This is a genomic window from Aeromonas sp. EERV15 (genome assembly GCF_900079845.1).
In the GTDB taxonomy this organism is placed as follows: domain Bacteria; phylum Pseudomonadota; class Gammaproteobacteria; order Enterobacterales; family Aeromonadaceae; genus Aeromonas; species Aeromonas sobria.
Map to the genome: position 1 here is coordinate 60,908 of NZ_FKKY02000020.1, position 23,674 is coordinate 84,581.

Annotated in this window: 23 protein-coding genes; 13 read left to right on the plus strand and 10 right to left on the minus strand. The window is 61.6% G+C overall.

The annotated features are described in order from the left end of the window. Positions 1-31: 31 nt before the first annotated feature. From menD to BN4575_RS16770, 7 genes are all read left to right on the plus strand, one after another. A complete protein-coding gene (gene menD, locus BN4575_RS16740; RefSeq protein WP_068979050.1) occupies positions 32-1,780 on the plus strand; it encodes a 2-succinyl-5-enolpyruvyl-6-hydroxy-3-cyclohexene-1-carboxylic-acid synthase in 1,749 nt (582 codons plus the stop codon). Then, positions 1,740-2,531: a 2-succinyl-6-hydroxy-2,4-cyclohexadiene-1-carboxylate synthase gene (gene menH, locus BN4575_RS16745; protein WP_068979051.1), complete on the plus strand. Its 792-nt coding sequence runs from the start codon at positions 1,740-1,742 to the stop codon at positions 2,529-2,531. The genes menD and menH overlap by 41 nt, the downstream gene beginning before the upstream one ends. Before the next feature lie 122 nt (positions 2,532-2,653). Beyond that, positions 2,654-3,502, plus strand: a complete 849-nt coding sequence (gene menB / locus BN4575_RS16750) for a 1,4-dihydroxy-2-naphthoyl-CoA synthase (RefSeq protein ID WP_206668267.1) — start codon at positions 2,654-2,656, stop codon at positions 3,500-3,502. Further along, a complete protein-coding gene (gene menC, locus BN4575_RS16755) occupies positions 3,502-4,431 on the plus strand; it encodes an o-succinylbenzoate synthase (RefSeq protein WP_068979052.1) in 930 nt (309 codons plus the stop codon). Before menB ends, menC begins: the two co-directional genes overlap by 1 nt. Further along, on the plus strand, positions 4,424-5,851 hold the full coding sequence (locus BN4575_RS16760) for an AMP-binding protein (RefSeq protein WP_068979053.1): 1,428 nt from the start codon (positions 4,424-4,426) through the stop codon (positions 5,849-5,851). The genes menC and BN4575_RS16760 overlap by 8 nt, the downstream gene beginning before the upstream one ends. Positions 5,852-6,070: 219 nt before the next feature. Next, positions 6,071-8,830 carry a collagenase gene (locus BN4575_RS16765; protein ID WP_068979054.1) on the plus strand — a complete coding sequence of 920 codons (2,760 nt, stop codon included), beginning with the start codon at positions 6,071-6,073 and terminating at the stop codon, positions 8,828-8,830. Positions 8,831-9,017: 187 nt separating this feature from the next. Beyond that, on the plus strand, positions 9,018-9,977 hold the full coding sequence (locus BN4575_RS16770) for a SanA/YdcF family protein (protein ID WP_068979055.1): 960 nt from the start codon (positions 9,018-9,020) through the stop codon (positions 9,975-9,977). Positions 9,978-10,082: 105 nt separating this feature from the next. Here BN4575_RS16770 and BN4575_RS16775 read toward each other — a convergent pair whose 3' ends face one another. From BN4575_RS16775 to BN4575_RS16785, 3 genes are all read right to left on the minus strand, one after another. Continuing rightward, the gene (locus BN4575_RS16775; RefSeq protein ID WP_068979056.1) at positions 10,083-10,697 is read right to left on the minus strand and encodes a superoxide dismutase; all 615 of its coding nucleotides are present in this window, start codon (positions 10,695-10,697) and stop codon (positions 10,083-10,085) included. 17 nt (positions 10,698-10,714) lie between these two features. Then, positions 10,715-11,194 (minus strand): hypothetical protein, encoded by a 480-nt coding sequence (locus BN4575_RS16780; RefSeq protein WP_083221069.1) that lies wholly within the window; start codon positions 11,192-11,194, stop codon positions 10,715-10,717. Between the two features lie 160 nt (positions 11,195-11,354). Then, positions 11,355-12,371 carry a chemotaxis protein CheV gene (locus BN4575_RS16785; protein ID WP_042023100.1) on the minus strand — a complete coding sequence of 339 codons (1,017 nt, stop codon included), beginning with the start codon at positions 12,369-12,371 and terminating at the stop codon, positions 11,355-11,357. A gap of 204 nt (positions 12,372-12,575) precedes the next feature. Between BN4575_RS16785 and BN4575_RS16790 the strand changes: the two genes are divergently transcribed. Continuing rightward, a complete protein-coding gene (locus BN4575_RS16790) occupies positions 12,576-13,292 on the plus strand; it encodes an SDR family NAD(P)-dependent oxidoreductase (protein ID WP_068979057.1) in 717 nt (238 codons plus the stop codon). On the opposite strand, the gene BN4575_RS16795 is transcribed toward BN4575_RS16790, so the two are convergent. Both BN4575_RS16795 and BN4575_RS16800 read right to left on the minus strand, forming a co-directional pair. Further along, positions 13,279-15,381 carry a tRNA(Met) cytidine acetyltransferase TmcA gene (locus tag BN4575_RS16795; protein ID WP_068979058.1) on the minus strand — a complete coding sequence of 701 codons (2,103 nt, stop codon included), beginning with the start codon at positions 15,379-15,381 and terminating at the stop codon, positions 13,279-13,281. The genes BN4575_RS16790 and BN4575_RS16795 overlap by 14 nt on opposite strands. Next, positions 15,378-15,689: an HlyU family transcriptional regulator gene (locus tag BN4575_RS16800; RefSeq protein WP_068979059.1), complete on the minus strand. Its 312-nt coding sequence runs from the start codon at positions 15,687-15,689 to the stop codon at positions 15,378-15,380. The genes BN4575_RS16795 and BN4575_RS16800 overlap by 4 nt, the downstream gene beginning before the upstream one ends. 137 nt (positions 15,690-15,826) lie before the next feature. Between BN4575_RS16800 and BN4575_RS16805 the strand changes: the two genes are divergently transcribed. From BN4575_RS16805 to BN4575_RS16815, 3 genes are all read left to right on the plus strand, one after another. After that, complete coding sequence (locus BN4575_RS16805) at positions 15,827-16,033, plus strand: bacterioferritin-associated ferredoxin (RefSeq protein WP_043826011.1); 207 nt, start codon at positions 15,827-15,829, stop codon at positions 16,031-16,033. A 145-nt stretch (positions 16,034-16,178) separates the two neighbouring features. Continuing rightward, on the plus strand, positions 16,179-16,655 hold the full coding sequence (gene bfr / locus BN4575_RS16810) for a bacterioferritin (protein WP_068979060.1): 477 nt from the start codon (positions 16,179-16,181) through the stop codon (positions 16,653-16,655). A gap of 185 nt (positions 16,656-16,840) precedes the next feature. Continuing rightward, positions 16,841-17,299 carry a methylglyoxal synthase gene (locus tag BN4575_RS16815; protein ID WP_068979061.1) on the plus strand — a complete coding sequence of 153 codons (459 nt, stop codon included), beginning with the start codon at positions 16,841-16,843 and terminating at the stop codon, positions 17,297-17,299. Between the two features lie 88 nt (positions 17,300-17,387). Here BN4575_RS16815 and BN4575_RS16820 read toward each other — a convergent pair whose 3' ends face one another. Next, on the minus strand, positions 17,388-18,539 hold the full coding sequence (locus BN4575_RS16820) for an iron-containing alcohol dehydrogenase (RefSeq protein WP_068979062.1): 1,152 nt from the start codon (positions 18,537-18,539) through the stop codon (positions 17,388-17,390). Positions 18,540-18,784: 245 nt separating this feature from the next. Between BN4575_RS16820 and BN4575_RS16825 the strand changes: the two genes are divergently transcribed. Further along, positions 18,785-19,363, plus strand: coding sequence for a hypothetical protein (locus tag BN4575_RS16825; RefSeq protein WP_068979063.1), 579 nt, complete (start codon positions 18,785-18,787; stop codon positions 19,361-19,363). Between the two features lie 198 nt (positions 19,364-19,561). On the opposite strand, the gene BN4575_RS16830 is transcribed toward BN4575_RS16825, so the two are convergent. Next, entirely contained in the window at positions 19,562-19,984 is a 423-nt protein-coding gene (locus tag BN4575_RS16830; protein WP_068979064.1) for a hypothetical protein, read from the minus strand. Between the two features lie 472 nt (positions 19,985-20,456). Here BN4575_RS16830 and BN4575_RS16835 point away from each other — a divergent pair, with 472 nt between their 5' ends. Then, the gene (locus tag BN4575_RS16835; protein ID WP_068979065.1) at positions 20,457-21,929 is read left to right on the plus strand and encodes a C69 family dipeptidase; all 1,473 of its coding nucleotides are present in this window, start codon (positions 20,457-20,459) and stop codon (positions 21,927-21,929) included. 73 nt (positions 21,930-22,002) lie between these two features. Here BN4575_RS16835 and BN4575_RS16840 read toward each other — a convergent pair whose 3' ends face one another. From BN4575_RS16840 to BN4575_RS16850, 3 genes are read right to left on the minus strand one after another with little or no spacing between them, the layout of a single operon-like run. Further along, positions 22,003-22,749, minus strand: a complete 747-nt coding sequence (locus BN4575_RS16840; protein ID WP_068979078.1) for an SDR family oxidoreductase — start codon at positions 22,747-22,749, stop codon at positions 22,003-22,005. Between the two features lie 56 nt (positions 22,750-22,805). After that, complete coding sequence (locus BN4575_RS16845) at positions 22,806-23,051, minus strand: DUF3624 domain-containing protein (protein ID WP_068979066.1); 246 nt, start codon at positions 23,049-23,051, stop codon at positions 22,806-22,808. A 31-nt stretch (positions 23,052-23,082) separates the two neighbouring features. Beyond that, entirely contained in the window at positions 23,083-23,592 is a 510-nt protein-coding gene (locus BN4575_RS16850) for a GNAT family N-acetyltransferase (RefSeq protein WP_042023121.1), read from the minus strand. Positions 23,593-23,674 lie beyond the last annotated feature (82 nt).

Below are 23,674 nucleotides of genomic sequence, written 5' to 3' on the forward strand. Positions count from 1 at the left end.
CATGACCCCTTTTCAACCCGCGAGAGCCCCTATGCCCACCCGTAAAGAGCCTGCCAGCGAAGCGTCTGCCTGCACCGAGTTTGCCAACCTGCACGCCACCTTCAACCACGTCTGGTCCTCCCTGTTGCTGGAGGAGCTCTTTCGCCTCGGGGTGCGCGACATCGTGCTGGCCCCCGGCTCCCGCTCCGCGCCGCTGACCATGGCGGCCGCGGCCCATCAGGGCTTTCGCCGTCACCTGCACTTTGACGAGCGCGGCCTCGGCTTTATGGCGCTGGGGCTGGCCAAGGGGAGCAACCGGCCGGTGGCGGTGATCATGACCTCCGGCACCGCAGTGGCCAACCTCTGGCCCGCGGTGGCAGAGGCCCAGCTCACCGGCGTGCCGCTGATTATTCTCTCCGCCGATCGCCCTCACGAGCTTATCGATAACGGTGCCAATCAGGCGATCGACCAGCAGGGGATCTTCGGCCGCTACCCCGTCTATCAGCAGAACCTGCCAAGCCCCACCCCGACCATTCCCGCCGCCTTCGTGCTGAGCTCGGTGGATCAGGCGCTGGCCAAACAAGCGCTCACTCCCGGGGTGGTGCACTTCAACTGCATGTACCCAGAGCCCCTCTACCCGGGCGAGCACTATCAGGATTTCTCCGACTATCTGGCCCCCCTCGGCGACTGGCTCGGCTCGCACAGGCCATGGAGCCCGTGGCTCGCGATCGAACCGACCTGCCCGCCGCAACCCGAGTGGCGCGAGTGGCAGCACAAGCGCGGGGTGATTGTGGCTGGCCGGATCACGGATCCCGAACAGGCACAGGCGGTCGCCACGCTGGCGGAGCAACTCGGCTGGCCGCTGCTGGCGGATCTGCAGAGCCAGATCCGCTTCGATAGTCGCAACCTCATCCACATGGATCTGGCGCTCAACGACCCTGAATTCGTCGCCGAGCTGGGCCGCGCCGAGGTGCTGCTGCAATTTGGCGCGCGGCTTATCTCCAAGCGGCTTGGCCAGTTCATCAAACACCATTCATGGCAGGATTACTGGCTGGTGGACCCGCAACCGGCGCGGCTCGATCCCGACTACCGGCTGCGCAACCGGCTGCTCTGCAGCGCCAGCGCCTTTGCTGCGGCCCATCCGGTCACCACCGCTCAAGCCCCCTGGCACCGGCTGGCCGAGCTGCAACACAACGCCAGCCAGCAGATCGCCGCCGCCTGCGAGGGTTTCTCGGAGCTCGGGGTCTGCCATCGACTCAACCGCCTGATCGAAGGGCAACTGTTTGTCGGCAACAGCATGCCGGCCCGACTGATGGATATGCTCGGTGAAACGGGCAAGGGGCCGAGCCGGGTGATGACCAACCGCGGCGCCTCCGGCATCGATGGCCTCATCGCCACCGCCTACGGGTTTGCCCAATCGAGCGACCAGCCAACGACCCTGCTGCTTGGGGATCTCAGCGCCCTGCACGATCTCAACAGCCTCGCCCTGCTTGGCAAGGCGACCCGACCGCTGGTGGTGATCCTGCTCAACAACGATGGCGGCAGCATCTTCCGTATGTTGCCGGTGCCCAGCGAAGGGGAGCTGCTGGAGAGTTACTACCGGCTGCCCCACGGCCTGGCCTTTGAACATGCCGCCGCCATGTTTGGCCTCAGCTATCACGCGCCGACCACCCTGACCGAGTTCGAGCACGATTACCGCACCGCCCTCAAACATGGCGTTACCTTGATCGAGATCCGGGTACCGAGCGAGCAGGTAGCCGATGATCTCAAGGCGCTGGGGGCCGCCATCCGTGAGCGGTAACAACACACCGCTGGTGCTGCTGCACGGCCTGCTGGGGGATAGCAGCGACTGGCAACCGGTGATCGACCGGCTGCCCGCCATCCACTGCATTGCCCTCGATCTGCCGGGTCACGGCCAACATAGCGATCTCAACGTCAGCGACTTTGAACAGAGCCACCAGTGGCTGGTTGCCGAACTGGCCAGCCGCAATATTAAACGCTATCTGCTGGCGGGCTACTCGCTGGGGGGGCGACTGGCCCTCTATCACGCCAGCCGCGAGCCCGCCGGGCTGCAAGGGCTGCTGCTGGAGAACTGCCACCCGGGGCTGCCTGCCATTGAGCGGGCTGCCCGCATCCAGCATGACGAAGGCTGGGCGCAACGCTTCGAGCGCGAACCGCTGGCCGCGGTGCTCGACGACTGGTACCAGCAAGGGGTGTTTGCCGATCTCGATGAGGCCGCCCACGCCCGCCAGATCGCCAGACGCCTTGGCAATGATGGCTGCGCCATCGCCGCCATGCTGCGTGCCACCTCGCTCGGCAAGCAGCCGGATCTAGCCCCCTGGCTCATGGAGTGCCAGCTGCCGGTCACCTATGTGAGTGGCAAGCGGGATCACAAATTCCATCAGCTGGCTTGCCAGCTGGCGAACCAACATCGCAAAATCAACCACTTGATACTGGATGGCGGCCACAACCTGCACGCCAGCCAGCCCGACACCTTTGCCCGACTCCTCGCGGAGTGGGTCAACCAACAAGAAGAGACGAGTCATGATTGAAGCAATGACAGAAGCGGAACTGCACGCACCCGTTCTGCATGCCGGAATTGCTCAACTCTGTGTTCAACTCGGTGCTCAACTGCACTCTCCCAGATCAGAAGGAAAAAACCATGATTGAGGCAATGACGGAAGCTGAACTGTACGCTCCTGTTGAATGGCAGGATTGCTCCGCCGGTTACGAGGACATCCTCTATCACAAGTCCGACGATGGCATTGCCAAGATCACCATCAACCGTCCACAGGTTCGCAACGCCTTCCGTCCCCGCACCGTCAAAGAGATGCTGCAGGCGCTGGCCGATGCCCGTTATGACGACCATATCGGCACCATCATCCTGACCGGTTTTGGCGAGAAAGCCTTCTGCGCCGGCGGCGACCAGAAGATCCGTGGCGACTACGGTGGATACCGTGATGACGAGGGGACTCACCACCTCAACGTGCTCGACTTCCAGCGCGACATCCGCACCTGCCCGAAACCGGTCGTTGCCATGGTGGCCGGTTACGCGGTCGGTGGTGGCCACGTGCTACACATGATGTGTGATCTGACCATCGCCGCCGACAACGCCCAGTTTGGCCAGACCGGTCCGAAAGTTGGCTCCTTCGACGGCGGTTGGGGTGCTTCCTACATGGCCCGCATCGTCGGCCAAAAGAAGGCCCGCGAAATCTGGTTCCTCTGCCGCATGTACGATGCCCAGCAAGCCCTCGACATGGGTCTGGTCAACACCGTAGTGCCGCTGGCCGAACTGGAGCGTGAAACCGTGCGCTGGTGCCGCGAAATGCTGCAAAACAGCCCGATGGCGCTGCGTTGCCTGAAAGCGGCCCTCAACGCTGACTGTGATGGTCAGGCGGGCTTGCAGGAGCTGGCGGGCAATGCCACCATGCTGTTCTACATGACCGAAGAGGGTCAGGAAGGCCGCAATGCCTTTAACGAAAAGCGTCGCCCCGACTTCTCCAAATACAAGCGGAACCCCTGATGACACTAGCCCTGTATCGCTATCAACTGCCTTTTACCCAGCCACTGACCTTTCACGGCAAGGTGGAGGTGGCGCGAGAGGGGCTATTGGTGCGCATCAACGACGGCTGGGGGGAGATTGCCCCCCTGCCCGGCTTCTCAAAAGAGAGCCTGCAACAGGCAGAGGCAGAAGCCCTTGCCACGCTGGCGGCCCTGGCCGCCGGTGAAAGCCCGAACCCCGTGCTGCCGTCGGTGCAATTTGGCCTCGACTGCGCGCGCCGGAGATGGCCCGAGCAGAGCAACCCGCTGCCGGAGCCCTATCCCCTCATTCAAGGCTCCCCCCAGGAGCTGCTGCGTAACTGGAAAGCCTGGCTGCACCGCACCCCCAACAAGGCCAAGCTGAAGGTGGCGCGCTACCCGATGCGTGACGAGCTGGCGCTGATCCGCCTGCTGTGCGATCGCCTCCCTTCCCTCAAGCTGGTGCTGGATGCCAACCAGGGCTGGACCCGCGAGGAGGCGTGGACCTTCTGCGGCCATCTCGACCCGAACCGCATCGAGTATCTGGAAGACCCCTGTGCCGATTTTGCCGACATCGCCTTTGTCGCCAACCGCACCGGCATGCCGGTGGCGCTGGACGAACTGCTTGCGCAAGGCAAGCCGTGGGAGCCGATCCCGCAACTGCGCGCACTGGTGCTCAAACCCACCCTGCTCGGCTCCCTGGCCAACTGCGAAGCGCTGATTGCCCGCGCTCACGAACTGCGGCTCAAGGTGATCATCTCCTCCTGCTTCGAATCGGATCTGGGCCTGAACCAGCTATTTCATCTGGCTGGCGAGTGGGCACCGGAACAGGCGCCGGGGCTGGATACCCGCCGCTGGATGGCTAGCAATATGCTGGGGGAAGATGGCAAACCGGATCTGAGTCGACTGGAGCAACTTTATTACCGTGATTGAACCCTCCCGCTCACCCGAACAGACACCTTGCCCGGTACGCCACCGGGCAATCACCGCCCCCAACCGCATTGCCATCCACGCCGCCGCCCCCCTCAGTTACCGCCAGCTCGATGCCCGCCTCAACAGCCTGTGCCAACAGCTGGAACAGGCCGGAGTGCGCCGTGGCGATCATCTGACGGCTGTGGTGCGCGGTGCGCTGGAAGATGTGCTGCTGGCCTGGGCCTGCGTGCGCAGCGGCGTGGTGTTCTGCCCGCTCAACCCCGCCTTCCCCCTCGAAAAGCAGCGCGAGCTGGCGCTGCAACTCGATGCCAGCGTCTTCTGGTCGGCAGGGGAGATCCCGGCAGGCAACTGGCAACCCTTGCAGATCGACTTCACATGCGAGCGGCCAGCAAGCGAGGAAACGTGGCCGCTGGCATCGACCCAGCTCAACAACATGATCCTCACCTCCGGCTCCAGCGGCACGCCAAAAGCGGTGGTGCATCGACTGAGTAACCACCTTGCCTCGGCGCGCGGCTCTGCCACCCTCATTCCCCTTGATGAGGCCTGCGGCTGGCTGCTCTCCCTGCCGCTATTCCATGTCGGCGGCTACGCCATCCTGTTTCGGGTCTTTCTGGCGGGCGCCACTCTGGTGCTGGATCAGCGTGAACGCCCCCTCAAGGAGCGGCTGGAGTGCCAGCCCATCACTCACCTCTCGTTGGTGCCGACCCAGCTTTGGCGCCTGCTGGCAGAGGGCTTTGACCCATCCCGCACCCGCCTGCGCGAGTTGCTGCTCGGTGGCGCCGCCATCCCGCAACCGCTGGTGAGTCGCCTCTGCGCCATGGGCCTCGCCCCCAAGGTGAGCTATGGCCTCTCCGAGATGGGCAGTCAGGTCTGCACCGCGGTACCCGGCGATGCTGGTGTGGTTGGCAAACCACTGCCAGGACGGGAGGTGTGCATCCGGGAGCAGGAGATCTGCGTGCGTGGCACCACCCTGTTTGCCGGTTACTACCGAGATGGCGAGCTGGATCTGCCCCTCGATGGCGAGGGCTGGTTTCATACCCGCGACAAGGGGCTCTTCACTGCGGCAGGGGAACTGCTGGTGGAGGGGCGGCTCGATAATCTCTTCATCTCGGGCGGGGAGAATATCCAACCCGAGACCATAGAGCAGCGACTGGTGGATCATCCCGCCGTCGCCCAGGCGCTGGTGGTGCCGGTGCCAAGCGACGAGTGGGGACAACGCCCCGCCGCCTTTATCGACTGGCACGGCGAGCCGGTTCCCTACCCCGAACTGGCCGCCTGGATCCGCTGCGCCCTGCCCGGCTTTATGGTGCCCGACCACTGGCACCCTTGGCCCGATCTCGGCGGCAATCTCAAGCCCTCACGACTACAGTTGGGCAAGGTTGCCCGACAGCTGACCACCTTGCCACAACAAGCTGAATGAGATCAGACTCACAATTTCCCGATCTTCTCTGAAAACAGAAAAAGAAACATGTGAGTCCTTGCTACGGCGCTAGCCCACGGTAATTCGATCAGATTAAAAAACATACCACCCTATTGATTTATCTGATTTTTAATTGGCAATTGATATCCCTTTGGAACCAGTTAAATTGCCTTGCGATCACTCGCAAGACAATACACAAACAACAACAAAGGGATAAAAATGAACCGTTCGGGTACCGGGTGGCTGCTGCTGGCAGGCCCCCTGCTTTTGGCTACATCCTCGGCGCAAGCCAACTACTCCCCCAATGACTGGCGACAGTATCAGCTGACTGGCGAATCGAGCCGGCAACTGGCCGCTCGTATCACCGAGATCACCTACGAACTCAAGGCGCGCAGCAGCAACGCACCCTATCAGCAGCTTCGGGTCTACCGTCGCTTCGACTGGCAGAGCAGCGATCTCGCCGCGCTGGCCGAGCAGCAGTGTGGCGAGCCGCAGCTCAAGGTGGATGCGGGCTGGCAGATCCGCTTCGTGCGCTGTGAAGATCGGATACCGGCGGGCAAGCTCATTCCCGCCAGCAGTTATGACTTCGGCTATGGCCTCAAACAGGGGCGCAGGGAGCAGCTGGCGGGCACGCCGACCGCCCAGCGGCAGGATCGCCTGCCGCTGCCGCAAGCCATCATCCTTGGTCAGAGTGAAAGGGAGCTGGATCGCTGCGAACTCAACGCGCAAGGCCGCTGCGCCGAGCCCGAGTGGCACTATCAGCCGCAGGATTGGCAGCAGTTGCAGGTACTTGAAGAGACCCCGAGTGAGCGGGATGGCCGACTGGAGCAGATCTTCTTCCGCCTGCAGCCGGTGGCAGGCAGCCAGGCTGCCGCTCAGGTCAGCGAGCTCCACGTCTGGCGCCGCTATCAGTGGCAGCTGGATCAACTGACCCCACAGCAGGAGTGTGATGAGCCGCAGGAGCGCAAGGAGGGGAGCAACACCATCCGCTATCGCATCTGCCGTCAGGTGATCCCCGCAGGCAGCGAGGTTCAGGTAATGCTGCAAGATAGCGGCTACCAATACCCGGTCGCAGGCGGCGAGTGGCAACCCCTGCCAGAGAGCAAAGAGTGGCAGGAGAGCCGGGTGCTCAATCGCCCCATAGTGCTGGCCAGCAAGGAGGAGCAACTGGAGTGCCGCCGCGCCAACGGTCGCCTCTGCTCCGAGCCCGAGCAGCCCGATGTGGATCTGCTCGATAGCGATGCGGCTAAACTGGTGGCTGACGTGAGCGGCCAGAACAGTCCTGCCTGGCAGGCGGATTACGGCCACGATGACGCCAAGCTGATGGCGGTGGTGCGCGGCATGCGCGCCCTGTTGGCGGCCAACCAGCCGACCCATCCGGCAATGGACAAGCTGCTCTACTATGTGCGCGCCCACAACTACCACGGCGGCGTTGGCAAAGAGAGTGATCAGGTCGCACGGGCACTGGCCGGAGTGATGATTGATCTGCTCAACCACCCCCTGCTGCTGGGAGCCGAACCGCAGGATCAGGCAGGGACAGTGCTGGAAGCCTGGAGCGTAGCGGCGCAGGGACAACTTGGGCAAGCCGCCTTCCGCCAGAGTGCCGCACCCATGCTGGCCCAGCTCAACCAGGCGCTCGGCTATGCGGTGCAACATGCGGCGCAAATCAATGGCCACAAACCCTGGGCTGATGGCCTGTTCGAGCTGCTCAATCTGGTCGATCAGAGCGCCTCTTACGGTCTGCAGGCAGACTTCAGCGCAGCTGTGCTGCAACAGGAGGCGGCATTGCGCCAGAACCTGCTGCAACTGGGCCTGAGCGAACTGGCCCTCTGGAAACAGCGCGACGGCTCACGGGATCTGTTTATCTTCAACAACATCCTCGATGCCCATAGCCGTCTCTACCAGATGATGCGCTCCCTCCATCACACCAGCCCGGATGAGGCGATCGCCTATCGCCAGCAGCTGGATCGCGATGTCATTGCCATCATGCGCCAGCAGGGGCTGGTCCCGGGCGGCCAGCATCCGGCAGCCATGCTGGAAGAGGTCTCCCTGACCCTCTCCAGCTACTACCTCACCTACACGGATCGCACCAGCGAAGCCTGCGTCAGCGGCGAGTTCGCCGGGCTCTGCACCCCGATCCGTATGGAAGATATTCTGTCGTTCGAACACACCTGCTCGCCTACCCTGCGTCTGCGCGCCCAGGATTTGACCCAGGCTCAGGCCGAAGGGATCTGCCGTGAGCTGGGTGACGAGGAGCAGCGCTTCCACCAGCAGATGGAAACTGGCGAGCAACCGGTGGCCGATGATCACAACGAGGCGCTGGAGCTGGTGATCTTCAACTCCTCTGCCGACTGGGGCCGCTACGGCAGCGCGCTGTTTGGCGTCTCCACCGACAATGGCGGCATCTATATCGAGGGGGATCCGGCTCGCCCCGGCAATCAGGCGCGCTTCTTCGCCTATGAGGCGGAGTGGAAGCGCCCTGCCTTCCAGGTGTGGAACCTGCGCCACGAGTACGTTCACTATCTGGATGGCCGCTTCAACCAGTACGGCAGCTTCGGCCACTATCCGCTCAACCGCACTACCTGGTGGTCAGAGGGGATTGCAGAGTACATCGCCCACGGCAAGTGCTTTGCCCGGGGTCTGGATAACGTGGCCAACCGCCCCGCCAACCAGCGCCCGACACTGGCGGCGATCCTCCATCTCGATTACGAGCAGGGAGGGGAGATGGTCTACTCCTGGTCCTATACCGTGCACCGCTTCCTCAACGACACCGGTCGCGGCGCCAGCTGGCTGACGCTGGCACAGGCGCTGCGCAATCCGGATCGCCAGCAGGCGATGAGCGACTTTGAAGGGGAGCTGGACCGGTTGATCGCCAACGACAGCGACGCCTATCAGGCGTGGCTGAGTCGGGATCTGCTGCCATGGTGGCAAGCCAACAAGGAGTCTGACACCTGCAAGGGCAATGATTCGGCCCACTGAACCATCATAACGACGCGAGGGGCAGCCACGGCTGCACCTCTTTTTTCCCAGCGTATTAGCCAGCTCATCTGATGCGGCAACCTCTGCCCGCAAGAGCGGTACCCACTCATCAAGCCTGACGCCAGCGGCCGAGTTGTAATAGAATGGCGATAGCCACTCCTCACCTCAGATCCTGACCGCACCGCGCATGAAGAAGTTTGCCAAAATCCTCCTCGCCTGCCTTGTTTTGCTGCTGGCACTGATTGCTTCGCTGCTGGCCTATAGCGAGTGGATCGTCTCGGATGCCCGTCACTACACCTACGATCAGGTGGAGCAGGTGCCCTACAACCGGGTTGCGGTGGTGCTGGGCACCTCCAAATATCTCTCCGGTGGCGGCCCCAACCACTACTTCAAATACCGTATCAAGGCGGCGGCCGAACTCTACAACGATGCCAAGGTGGACTTCATTATCGTATCCGGTGACAACGCCACCGTGCAGTACAACGAGCCGCGCCAGATGCGGCGAGCCCTGATCAAAGCGGGCATCCCCGCCTCCGCCATCTATATGGATTTCGCCGGATTCCGCACTCTCGACTCTGTGGTGCGAGCCAAAGAAGTATTCGGTCAGGATCGTTTTACCGTGGTATCCCAGGGCTTTCATAACGAACGCGCCATTTTTATCGCCCGTCATTTTGGTATCGATGCGGTCGGCTTCAATGCCGAGGATCCCAGCGCCTATCAGGGGATCCGCACCCGGGTACGGGAAGTCTTTGCCCGCCTGATGGGGCTGCTCGACCTCTATGTTCTGGACAAGGGACCCAAGTTTCTCGGGGAGCCGGTGCCCATCGGTCTGCCGGTGCCTTGTCAATCTCTGAGCACCATAGGCAGCCTGCAACCCTGCCTCAAACAGCCCAAACCTGCCGTGGCTGAGATCAAGCCAACGGCGGTACCCGCAGCAGCAGTCCCTGAACCGGTCACACCGGCTGTATCAGCAACGGCAGCTACTGAGACTGCATCAGCAGCGGCAACGCCTGAAGCAGCGGCAACGCCTGAACCGGTCACGCCCGTCAAACCAGTGGTTGAAGCCGCCGCCAAGCCCCCCGCTGCGACCTTGCCAACATTGCCGGTGGCGCCCTCCGCCGCCAGCGCCAGCGTGCCCGCCCAATAACAAGACAAGCGACCCGCCAGTTGGCGGGTCGTTTGGTATTGCATGCACTGCCGATTGCGGCTGCGGTCTTGTACCGCTCAATACCAGATCTCTATTGCGGCCAGATCAGCCTCGCGCCGCCTGATAGCGACGGGCCACCTCAGCCCAATCTACCACCTGATAGAAAGCCGCGATGTAATCCGGACGCTTGTTCTGGTACTTGAGGTAGTAGGCATGCTCCCACACATCCAGCCCCAGGATCGGGGTATGGCCATGCATCAGGGGGCTATCCTGATTGGCACTGCTCTCCACCTGCAATCGGCCTGCCTTGTCCACCACCAGCCAGGCCCAGCCGCTACCAAAGCGACTCAGGGCCGCCTGAGTGAAGGCCTGCTTGAAGGCATCGAATCCACCCAACTCCCGCTCGATGGCCAGCGCCAGTTCGCCACTCGGCTCACCGCCACCCTGCGGGCTCATTACCAGCCAGAACAGGGAGTGGTTGGCATGGCCGCCGCCGTGGTTACGCACCGCCCCCTGCAGCGTGGCTGGCAGGGTAGCGAGGCGGCGCAGCAGCTCATCAACCGGCAGTTCGGCCAGCTCCGGCGTGCCTTCCAGCGCGGCGTTGAGGTTGTTGACATAGGTCTGGTGGTGGCGGCTGTGGTGGATCTCCATGGTCAGGGCATCGATATGGGGTTCCAGTGCGTCATAGGCATAGTTCAGGGCTGGCAAGGTATGGCTCATGATTACCTCTGGTCGGATTAATGGAGTCGGGATGAAGATTCGCTCTGGCACAGACATTGGCCAAGCGAGCAGATGATCGCGGCATTGCTGCCGTGGCGCTGAACGAACGTCAGCAACTCGGCACGAGTGGTTCGAGTGTGGCGCAAGGCAGCCTCCCGCAAACGGGGTGAGGTCGCGGGAGAGTGACAGGTTGCCAGCAGGCAATCGTGGACATAGCAGAGCTGGTCGGCAGCGCGATCGGGCAAGGTCATGGCTACCAGCAGATCCGCCAGATTGTGATGGGCCACCACCAGTGCCGCTACCGCCTCATCGGCATCGTGCCACCGGGCCAGTTGCTGGCGTGCCAGCCAGAGCGCTTGCTGATAATGGGCCAGCGCCTGATGGTATTCGCCACAGTCAAACAGCCGGTTGCCCTCTCTGGTCTGCTGCTTCCAGTGAGTCATGCTGCTGCCACCTTCGGTCGACCCGACCCACCCTTTCACCCAGGTTGCTGTCATATCCGCCACGCCATCAAATGATAATAGTTATCATTACATGACTTATATCCGGGAAACAAGAGAGAATCACATCACGGTTCGCGGCCAAAACAGAACGGCCACTCCCTGGCAGGGAGTGGCCGTTTGATCCGCCCGATCAGTGAATGGCCAGAATGGCTGGTCAGATATTGTTGGCAGGGGAAGGAGGGGCAATCCCCAGCAGCATATGATCCATCATCCCCACCATGCGGCCAATCTCAGGCTTGGTAATGGTATCGTTGGCACCCAGTTGCAGCGCCTTCTGACGGTTATCATCGCTCATCAGGGAGGAGAACATCACGATAGGCATCTCCTTGTAGGAGGGAGTATCGCGCAGTCTTTTAAGCAGGTGCATGCCATCCATCCGCGGCATCTCCACATCGGTGATCACCGCGTTGACGAAACCAGACACAGGCATCCTCTCCTCCTGCGCCAGACGGTCGAAATCCGTCAGCATCTCCAACCCTTCCCCCCCATCCTTGGCCGTTATCACGTTGAAGCCAGCGGTACGCAGAGTGGTCTCGATCATCTTGCGGATAAAGGCCGAGTCGTCCACCACCAGAATGGTCTTGCCCTGACGCAGTGCCATCATGCGATCGTCGATGAGCACCTTGCGATCCTGGGTAACGTCGTACTTCTCCATGCTGAGCTCGGGATTGATGTCGGCGATGATCTTCTCGAAATCGAGGATCATGATGAGGTTGCCATCGCGCCTGACCACCGCCACCACGCAGTCGTTCTCCCCCGCCTCCAGAAACTGGCTGGGGGACTCCACATCCTCCCAGGAGACCCGGTGAATCCTGCTGACGCTGTCGATCAGAAAGCCGTTGGCCATCTTGTTGAAGTCGGTGACGATCACCACCTTGTGGCTGGGATCTGGGTTGGTCTTTATACCAAGCCAACCCGCCAGATCCACCAGCGGGATCAGGCGCTCCCGCAGGGAGAACACCCCCACCATATGGCGCTGGGCATTGGGGTAATCGGTGGTATCCGGCACCCGGATCACCTCGCGCACCTTGGCGACGTTGATCCCGTAATAGGCGGTCTTTTCACGCCCGTCCGGTAACTGCTTCTTGAGGTGAAACTCGATGATCTCGAGCTCGTTGGTACCGCTCTCGGTCAGGATGGATTTACGCTCTTCCCCGTCTTTGGACATCATGGTGACTCTCATTCTGGTTGCGCGGGCAGCACACCGCTGCGGTTTTCTCTCAGTATAGGAATGGATCCGCCTAGACCGGGGAGATCCGCACAACTTAGCCTTGATAGCTACTTGATCCCGCGAGCAAAAAGGAACGTAACAGCGATGGAGAGTACAAAGATGCGATGGTGAAGGTCACCACCTCAGTCGAAACAGGAGCAGAATATGGCGCAAAGCGTGGTTGTAATTGGAGCTGGGGGTGGCATAGGGCAGGCTCTGGTGACGCAATGGCTGGCCACAGCCAACAAGGTCATTGGCATCAGTCGTCAGCAAGCTCCCGTCGGCTTTGCTGATCCCCGTCTGCATTGGCTCTCTTGTGACTACAGTGACCAGCAGATTAGCCACTGCGTCACTCAAATTGTCGCCCTGGCCCCCAACTTGCGTCATCTGGTGATCTGCAACGGCATCCTGCATCAGGGGGAGATCCAGCCAGAGAAGCGGCTCGAAGCACTCAATCTCGATGCCATGACCCAGCTCTACCAGACCAACGCCTTGTTGCCACTGCGCTGGATCAGCCAGTTGTTACCGCTGTTTGGCCGTGAGCCCTGCACCCTGGCGGTACTCAGTGCTCGGGTCGGCAGCATAGGCGACAACCGCGCTGGCGGCTGGTATGGCTATCGCGCATCCAAGGCAGCCCTCAATATGCTGCTCAAGTGTGCCGCCATCGAGTTGGCCCGGCGTGCGCCCGGGGTCAAATTGCTGGCCTTCCATCCCGGTACCACTGATACCCCGCTCTCCCGCCCGTTTCACGCCAATGTACCGGTGGGAAACGTGCAGAGTCCCGAGCAGGTAGCCAACCATCTGGTTAACCTGATGAACCGGCTGCAACCGGATGGTGAGCTCAGCTTTCTCGACTGGCAGGGCAAACCTATCGAGTGGTAGGGGAACCCAACAGACGTGCCAGCAGCGCCCGCAATCCCTTGATCACGGCGGGCTTGCCCGCCAGCTGCAACCTTGCGGCCAAGACTCCCCAGTCTGCATATTGCCAGATGGTGGCGATCAGCAGTTGGCGCTCGTCAGGGGTGAGCGAAGCCAGCACAGCCAGATGACGCGCCAACCACTGCTGCAAGCTGGATTGGCACAATTCGAAGGGCTTGTGATGCAGGGCGAAGCATTCAATCTCATCGCGCTCAAACTCGCCAAGCTCCGGGGCGGTGACGGTACAACCTTGCAGGCATTGCCATACCAGCTCGGGATCCAACGCGTTCAACTCACCCGCCAGCAGGGTCGGCAGCTGGCGTGCGAATCTCTGCTGCCACTGGGCCAGCTCGGGCGCATGCTCGGATTTAAGCGCCTTTAGCAGCAAGGCAGCATGGCAGCCGCTGGCGGCATCTCGCTGCAAACCGATGCGCAGCACCGCCAGCCCGGCCTTGCGCCAGAAGGGGAGCAGATCGGCGCTGGCCGAAAAGGCAGAACCAAGATAGTCGATGCCTGCCTGGCGATAGTGTTCTTCCAGCCTGCCAAGCAGCAGCGAACCCAACCCGTGGCGATGCAGCTCGGGATGGATGGCGATGCGCATCACCCGGGCATAACTGCGCGCCCCCGCCGTTTTGAAACCGGCGTGGGCCAGCAGCGACTGGGGCAGCAGATGGCCGCGCGGACGGCGGCGCCCGGCCCAGATCGCCTCGGCAAGTTCAGGATCTATCTCCCCTTCCCGCGCCACCAGCGCCACCCCCAGCAGGCTCGCATCCTGCTCCAGCAGATGGATGTCGAGATCCGGGCTCTCCAGCAGGGATCTGAGATCGCTCGGCGTGGTCTGGTAGTGGGCTAGCACCAGCAAGCCAAACAGCTGGTTGAGCAGTGGCTCGTCGCTCGCCAGCGCCTGCTGACTGATCAGACGCCAGCTCGGGCTGGTCGGTGGCAAGGGCGCAGCCACTTCGGCATTGAGGCCGAGCAAACGGAAGATCAGCGGCTCCAGCGGATCGCGCTCACTCCAGCGAATGGGTTCGCCCAGGTGGATCTCCTGCCACTGCGGGGTCTGGCTATCGAGCACCCGCTTGAAGCGCAGGTGAAAACCGCGCCCCGTTCCCTCGTAACCGTGCTCGGTGGTGGCAAACACGATGCGGCTGTGGCGAGCCAGCATGGCTTCAAGCAGCGGGGTCGGAATGGCGGCCGCTTCATCCACCAGCAGCAGGTCAGGTTGCAATGCTTCGTGCACCAGCCGATCTGGCGAGCAGTAGCTCAGCCCCGCCAGCTGTTCCGGCATCTGTTCCGGCATCTGTTCCGGCATCTGTTCCGGCGTAGTATCGAGCCTACGGGCAGCGTGGGCAAACAGGGTTGACACCGTCGCCTGCGAGGGGGCCGTCACCACTATGTTCAGATCGGGCTGCTGACGCAGCAGCTCGGCGGCAGCCAGCCCCAACAGCGCACTCTTGCCACGGCCGCGGTCGGCGCTCAGCACCAGCGGGCGGCGGCGATGGCCGTGCAATACCTTGTGGATGGCGGGTAGCGCCCGGGCCTGATCGCAGCTCAATGCCCGCCCGGGCCCGATGGGTTGCCACGGCTGCGGACAAACCGGCGGAGCCAGGGAAAGGGCGGGATCCCCCTCCAGCAGCCGCACCAACCGGGCGATAAAACCGTGACCTGCCCTGCTCGCCTCCTCCGGCTGAGCCACCAGCCGAATCCGGTCGGGATCCGGCCATGCGGGCCAGCTCTCTCTGGGCGGAGTCAGCAATAGCAGCAAGCCACCGGCGCGCAGGGTGCCCGCCAGCGCACCAAAGGCATCGGGGTGAAAACCGCTGAATGCATTGAATACCAGCGTGTCGCACTCCTGACCGAGCCGCTGCAGCGCCTTGGCGGCGGGTTGCGGGGCATAACACTCGGGCCCTGCGCCCAGCCAGAAGACGGTCTCACCGAGCAGGGATTGGGCGCGGGCAATGCAGTCAGCCTCCTCCCCCTCCAGCCAGATCAGGCGCCGCTCACCGGCGCGGGCCAGCGCCTCGCGCAGGCAGGTGACCTCTTGTGGCGTCATGAAGCTGTGCTGTCAGCCGGTTTGCGGGGTTCGAACATGCGATCCCCCATCTGATCGATAAAGGTGTGGGCCTTCTGCACCATGAAACGCTCTGCATCGGCCGGATTGGCAAACAGATCGGAGCGGATGAAGCGGTGAGTCTGCAGCACGCCGTCCAGCTCTTTGGTGATGCGGCCCGCCAGCCGGTATTGACCCCCTTCCGCCATCGGCTCGGGATAGATGAGATAGCCGGCATAGTCGGTGGGGGTGACTTCCGGTGCCTTGGCCGGCTCGCCCCCGAACAGGGCGCTGAACAGTTTCTTGAGCATGGTGATCTCCTCTGGTTGCCAGCATTGTCCCCAAGGGGTTGCACAGTGGCAAGCAAGGGATCTTATTACCAATGGTTATTTGCATCACGAACCATTCTCATTTAGATTCCACTCAACTCCAGCATGAGGTAAATCCTATGTACGTCTGTTTGTGCCGCGGCATCACAGATACCCAAATCCGCAAGGCGGTGCAGTCAGGTAAAAGCGAATTTCGCCAGCTCAAACAGTCGCTCGAAGTGGGCGCCCAGTGTGGCAAGTGTGTGCGCATGACCATGGAGATCATCGCCACCGAGCTCGACAAGATGGAGCAGGAGCAACCCGTGCTCTACTACGAAGTGGCCTGATCCGGACCGCTCCTGTTCTGACTCGACCCGTAAACAGGGTCACCCTTCCTCTCGGGCGAGCAGGCTCGCCAGACCTATTGTTGTTACTTTTCTCGACTAAGCTCTAACGATCGAAGCCTCAGGCACGAACCAAGGAGCAGAGCCGATGAAAGGAGATCCCAAGATCATTGCCCACCTCAACAAGGTGCTGGCCAATGAGCTGATTGCCATCAACCAATACTTCCTGCACGCCCGCATCTACGATGACTGGGGCCTCAAGGCGCTCGGGCACAAGGAGTATCACGAGTCCATCGATGAGATGAAACACGCCGACGAGCTGGTCAAGCGGGTGCTGTTTCTCGAAGGGCTGCCCAACTTGCAGGATCTGGGCAAGCTGCGCATCGGCGAGACCGTTGAAGAGATGCTGCGCTGCGATCTGTTGCTGGAGATGGACGCCATCCCCGATCTGAAAGTCGCTATCGCCTACGCCGAATCGGTGCAGGACTACATCAGCCGCGACCTGTTTCAGAAGATCCTGGAGGATGAGGAGGAGCACGTGGACTGGCTGGAAACCCAGCTCGACCTTATCGATCGCATCGGGCTGGAGAACTACCAGCAGTCGCAACTGCACCACGGCTCCTGAGCCAGCAGGCCAGCAAGCAGAGAGACCCGCCAGTGCGGGTCTCTTCATTTGGGCCGCCATATTTGGGTCGCCATAGCCCGAAAACTTTTCGACAGGATCACAGTTAATGCGCCAGACACAGCATCTGTCATGGCTTTCGATTAGGATACGGCTCTCTGCCAATAACAATGCTACGGACGATTTCCATGGAACAGATTGCACGCGAGATGGCGCCCCACAAACGGCTGGCACTGGTGGCTCACGACAACATGAAGACCCCGCTGCTGAACTGGGTGATGCGCCGCAAGGAGGAGCTCAAGCTCCACCATCTCTATGCGACCGGCACCACCGGCACCATGCTCGGCAAAAAGGCGCAGCTGCCCATCACCTGCCTCTTCTCCGGCCCGATGGGGGGCGACCAGCAGCTCGGCGCCCTGATCGCCGAGGGGAAGATCGACGTGCTGATCTTCTTCTGGGATCCCCTCAATGCGGTGCCCCACGATCCGGATGTGAAGGCGCTGTTGCGGCTCGCTGCGGTGTGGAACATCCCGGTCGCCACCAATGAAGCGACCGCCGACTTCATCATGGACAGCCCCCACATGCAGCAGGCATTCAGCGTGCAGATCCCGGATTACGCCGGTTATCTCAAGGCACGCACCGAATGATCGGTTAACCCATCATGCAAAAGGGCCGCAACAAGCGGCCCTCTTTATTGGGGAAATGAATCACTCGTGGAAACCAATCGACACCGACTCATAGTGCCCGGGCGAGAATGCGTGCCACCCGATCCGGGTCGATATCCTGCTGCTCACCGAGCGCGGTACGCCCCACCCGCTTGAGGTTGGAGCAGACCGCAGGAATGCAGCTTTCGCTGAGGCCATAGTCGGCCAGTCGGGTGCCCAGCCCCATCTTCTGGAAGAACTGCTCGGTGCGGATGATCGCCTCCTCGATGCGCAGGGCCTTGTCCTCGCGAGTCGAATGCCACACCCGCTCGGCAAACTGGGCCAGCTTGTCCTGCTTCTGGCTCGCCCGCTCACGGAGCAGTGAGGGGAGCACCACCGCCAGACTCTGGCCGTGATCCAGCCCGTAGAGCGCCGTCAGTTGATGGCCGATGGCATGGGAGGCCCAATCCTGCGGCACCCCGCAACCGATAAGGCCATTGAGCGCCAGACTGGCGGCCCACATCAGATTGGCCCGCACCTGATAATTGGCAGGCTCCGCCAGCGCTCTGGGGCCATTCTCCACCAGCACCTGCAGCAAGCCTTCCGCCAACCGGTCCTGCACATCGCCCCCCACCGGAAAGGTGAGGTACTGCTCGGTGATATGGATGAAGGCATCCACCACCCCGTTGCCGGTCTGACGGGGTGGCAGGCTGTAGGTGGTCGCCGGATCGAGCACCGCAAATTGCGGCTGTACCAGCGGACTTCTGAAGGAGATCTTCACATCCCCCCGGCTCACCACCGAGGTGGGATTGTTCTCGGATCCGGTGGCGGGCAGGGTCAGCACGCAGCCCATCGGCAACGCCTGGTGCACGCTCGCCTGTTTGCCGCAGATATCCCAGGGATCGCTCCCCTCATAACAGGCCGCCGCCGCGACAAACTTGGTGCCATCCACCACCGAGCCGCCACCAACCGCCAGCAGAAAGTCGATGCGCTCGCGCTTCACCAGCGCCACCGCCTCCATCAACAGCTCGTATCTGGGGTTGGCGCCGATGCCGGAGAACTCCTGCCACGTCACCCCTGCCAGCGCCCGGGTCAACTGCTCATAAACACCGTTTTGCTTGATGCTGCCGCCACCATAGAGCACCAGCAGGCGGCTGCCGGGCGGGATAAGCGTTGGCAGGCTGCTGATCTGCCCCTCACCAAAACAGATGCGGGTCGGGTTGGCATATTGGAAGTTGTACACGGCGGGATCCTCGACTTGAACAGAGCGGGGACATTGTGCGCCTGCCGCCCCATCAGGTCAAAAACGGGAGCTGGTTATCAGAATGGAGATTGCCGGTCGTTGCAGCGGCATTTTCAGTTATGGCTCTGCTATGGTCTGTCAGGAGGGCGGGTAGCACCATGGCGATCTGGCTCCCCATCACTTTCCCATCCTGCTGCCCCCGTCAGTTTTCATCCAATCCCTCGTCATACAGGAAGGTCTGAAATATGAAACTGAAGCATGCATGGATTGCAGGTCTGTTTACCCTCTCGACCACTCTGGTACAAGCCGCCGAGGTCAACGCAGGAGTCGACGTCGCTCCTGGGCAAGCAAGTCTGGCGCAAGAACTCACGGCGAGTGCCACCGTGACCGCCATCGACCTGGAGACCCGCCAGGTCAGTCTGAAAAACGCAGAGGGTGAAACCTTCGATATCGTCGCTGGCGAGCAGGTTGCCAACCTGCCGAACGTCAAGGTCGGGGACAAAGTCATGCTCAAGTATCTGCAGATACTCGATGTAGAGCTGCTGAAAGGCACCGCAGGCATCAGAAAACGGATCGTGGAAGTGGATGGCGAACGGGCCGGGACAGATGAGAAACCGGGTGGCGGTGTCGGCATGAAGGTGACCATCTATGCCGATGTCATCGGGCTGGACAAACAACAGCAGACGGTCACCGTCAGAGGTGTGGATGAGACCCTGACCATCAAGATCAACAACCCGGAGCAGTTTAACCTGATTGCAGAGGGCGACCAGCTCAAGGCGGTTCAGACCAAAGCCATCGGGATCGGCATCGTTGCTAGCGAATAGTCCCGACCGGGCTACTCAGGCTGCCATGCAAGCGTAATGACGCCCGACTCGTAGCCACATGCGCGGCCACCATATCAAGCGGGAGACAATCTTGTCTCCCACCTTCCTTACCCAGACCGTTCACTCCCCGAGTCACCATTCAGGGCAAGATCTTGCCTCTTCGCCCCGACTGCCGGTCAATCCGGCACATCGCCGCCCCTACTTCTTGCCGGTCAGGCGATCCATCGCCTCTTTGAGCATCGCCTCTCGCTGCTCGTTGAGCGGCTTGCTCTGCTCGGTACGCTCTTCCGGCGTCAGCTTCTTGTTGTCGGCGATCGACTTGAGCTTGTCTTCTATCTCGTTGAACTTCTTGCGATCGAAGCCCAGCGCCTTGTCCATCAACTGCTGCACCACGCCCCCCTTGTCGGAGCTCATATCCAGCGCCGGCGGCAACTTGTTGTTCTTGGCCAGATGTTCGTAGGTCAGTACCTGCTGGGCCTGACCGGTCATACGTTGGGTGGAGAGGCTGACCATCTCCTCCCAGCCACCGCCCTGACCGCCACCGGCACTGTTGAGGGTGGCGAGGGCACGGTTGTTGGATGCGCTCTGGGCAAGCTGCTGGCTGTAGGGTTTGATATCCATGGGGGCTCCAATTCAGTGCTCATCTGCGGCAATGGGCACAGGCTGATCCGGTCACATGGGGCGTCAGGCCCCACCATTATCAATTAAACCAGCAAGTTACAGGCCAACTTGTCAGATGGTGCGGGATCCCGAGATATGGCGGATCTCACCACGCATCCCACGCAAGCTGGCGTCAGAATAATGACTCATCTGCTGCCAGTTCACGCTGCTTTGGCGCATTTCGCAGTCAGCTCGCCACGGCGCCAGAGAAAAGTCAGGAACAGCAGTTCGATCACAAAACAAACAACCACTCAGGAATACAATTTTGGCGCACATCACAACCAGCCAGCCGTGTCATGGATGATCTGTTCGTAAAACCAATAACAGGCAGACCAATCTGCCGCGCTCACTCCGCTGCCAGTTCGGAGTTGCAGCCCCTGACACCTCATCCCCTCGCCTGACTCTCACTCACCGCAACCCTTCGGGTACACCTATGAAAAAACACACCTTGAGTCTCCTCTCCGCCACCCTGCTCACCCTGCTTGGCACCAGTGCCGACGCCTGCACCGGCCTTATCGTCGGCAAGGGGGCCAGCGTCGATGGCAGCGTGATGATCGCCAGAAACGAGGATTTTGGCGTCAACAACTGGAACAAGTACCTGGCCTTCCGGCCCGCACAGCAGAACAAGGGCAAACTCTGGAAACTGGGCAACGGGTTGGAAGTGCCGATGCCCAAAGCGTTTTTCGCCTACTCCGCCATCCACGACTGGGATGCCACCAGCAGCGACCCGGCAGGAAAATTTTTTGAGCAGCGCGGCATCAACGAGTTCAACGTCGCCATCTCGGCCACCACCAGCGCCGAGGTCAACGACAAGGCCCAGAAGGCCGATCCGCTGATCGAGAAGGGGGTGATTGAAGCCATTATCCCCACCCTGATCCTGCCACAGGCCAAGAGCGCCAAAGAGGGGGTCGCGCTGCTCGGCCGCTATGTGGAGCAATATGGCGCCGGTGAGGGGAACAGCCTCTATCTGGCCGATGTGAACGAGGCCTGGCTGATGGAGATCGGCTCCGGCCACCACTGGATCGCGGTGCGGGTGCCGGACGACAGCTACGCCATGGTGGCCAACGGCCTGCGCATCCACGGCGTCAATCTCGACAGCGCCGATGTGCTGCACTCGCCCAAGCTGCTGGAGTTCGTGCAGCAGCACAAACTGCTGGATAACGCCGATCCGAAAGATTTCAACTTCGCCAAGGCGTTCGGGGTGATTGCCGACCCCTATAACGTGGATCGGGAGTGGCTCGGCCAGAAAATGCTGACCGCCTCCCACCCGCAAGCCACCCGGCAGGCGCAATATCCGCTGTTTATGAAGCCGGATGCCCCCATCGCCGTGCCGGACGTGGCCAACGTGCTGAGCGCCACCTATGACGGCACGCCGCTGGCGGGCAAGGCGGAGCGGCCGATCCGCATCGATCGCCAGCTCGAATCCCACGTCATCCAGCTGCGCAAAGAGATGCCCAAAGAGCTGCAGGGATTGATCTGGCAGAGCTACGGCGTGCTGGCCGAATCTGTGATGGTGCCGCTCTACAACACGCTGGAGTCCTATCCCCAGCCCTATCGCACCGGCAGCGACAGCTACTCCGATGATTCCGCCTACTGGCAGTTCCGCAGCCTGACCGCGCTGGCCAACACCAACTCGGATAAATACCTGCCGCTGCTGCGAAACGTCTGGAGCAAGGAGAGCGCCAAGCTCTACAAGGAGGTCGCCGTCCTTGATAACACCCTCAAGCAGACCTACGCCAACGACAAGGCTACCGCCATCGGGCTGGCCGCCGATTACTCCTATGGCCAGCTGGAGCAGACCTATCAGATGGCCAAAGAGCTGCGCTACAAGCTGATGACTGACCTCACCAAGCGCAGCGAGCAGAAGTATTCGGAGGAGGAGTTCCAGAAGATCATGAGCCTCTGACCGGCCCGCCGGATATAGCAGAATGAGAAGAGGCACCCCGGGGTGCCTCTTCTCATTTCATCAAACGGCTCACTCAGCGGCGGCTGATAGTGAGCGGGCCGAAGGTCTGGGCCACCGGCATGATCTCGATGCTGTTGATGTTGACGTGAGCGGGCTGCTGACTGATCCAGAGCACGGTGTTGGCGATATCGTCCGGCTGGATCGCCTCAACCCCCTGATAAACAGTGGCCGCTTTGGCATCGTCGCCGTGGAAGCGCACGTTGGAGAACTCGGTGCCGCCGCACAGGCCCGGCTCCACGTTGGTGACGCGGATGGCGGTACCCGCCAGATCGGCACGCAGGTTGAGGCTGAACTGCTTCACAAACGCCTTGGTGGCACCGTAGACGTTACCGCCCGGATAGGGGTAGGTGCCGGCGATGGAGCCGATATTGATGACGTGACCGCGATTGCGCGCCACCATGCCCGGCAGCAGCAATCGGGTGAGCAGGGCCAGGCCGCTGATGTTGGTGGCAATCATCTGCTCCCAATCCTCGAGATCCGCCTTGTGGGCAGGCTCCAGCCCCAGCGCCAGACCGGCGTTGTTGACCAGCAGATCCACCTCGATCCAGGCGGCTGGCAGACCGGCGATGGCAGCGCGGGTGGCCACCTTGTCCTGCACATCGAACACCAGCGGCAGGAACTGCTCGCCCAGCTCGTCAGCCAGCGCGGCCAGCCGCTCGGCGCGGCGGCCGGTACCGATCACCTTGTAGCCCGCCTGCACCAGCTGGCGGCTGATGGCTTCACCAAAACCGGACGAGGCGCCCGTTACCATTGCAATCATCTGAACCTCCATATCTACACCGATATTGTTATTTATCTGTTTGAATCTATTCAGATTCATTCATCGCTCAATTCACGTCCGGTCGCCTTGCGCCAGACAAATACCACCAGATGGAGCAGCAACAGGCCCGAGCCACCCAGCGCGAACAGCAGGCCGGTGAGGGCGTTGACCGAAGTGTCGGCACCACACCACCACCAGACCAGCCAGCCAATCAGGCCGATGACGAAAGTCTGGCCGGCGCAGACCAGGCAGCGCCCCAGCTTGGCCCTGATGGCGGTGGCAAGGCAGTTGTCGCAGCTCATCCTGCACCTCGATTCTGCTCGTTCAACATAACTAGCGGGCCTGCGAGAGCCGCTTGCGAGCCTGCCGCCGCAGCAGGATCTCCTCATCACTCACCAGCGGCAGCACCAGCCGGTGGGCATGCTGGTCACGGCCATAGTAATTCGCCAGCCGCTGCTGGGGACGAAATCCCAACCCCTGATAGAGGGCCAGCGCCTCTTCATTGGCATCCCCCACTTCGAGGCGAACCGCCCCCCAACCGGCAGCCTTGCCCTCACGGATCACCTGCTCCAGCAGGCGGCGGGCCCAACCCAGACGGCGCACCGTCCAGCGGATCGCCAGCGCCTGAATGACCAGTCGATCCCAGCCTCTGTGTTCCAGCAGGCAGAGGTAACCCATCAACAGATTTTTTTCATCCAGCAGCAGCAGGGTGCGTCCCTTGGCGTGGGTCAGCAGATAGTGCCAGCGGCTGCGGCCAAAGGCGACTTCAGGGGGAAAGCAGTAGCGTTCCAGATTAACGATGGCGCCCAGATCATCGGTTCGGGCCGCTCGTACGGTCAACACAGGGAGTCCTTGTTCGGTTATTTATCTTCAGCACCACAAATGCGACTTGTATCACAAGTGACCAAAGCAGAATATGAGGCAC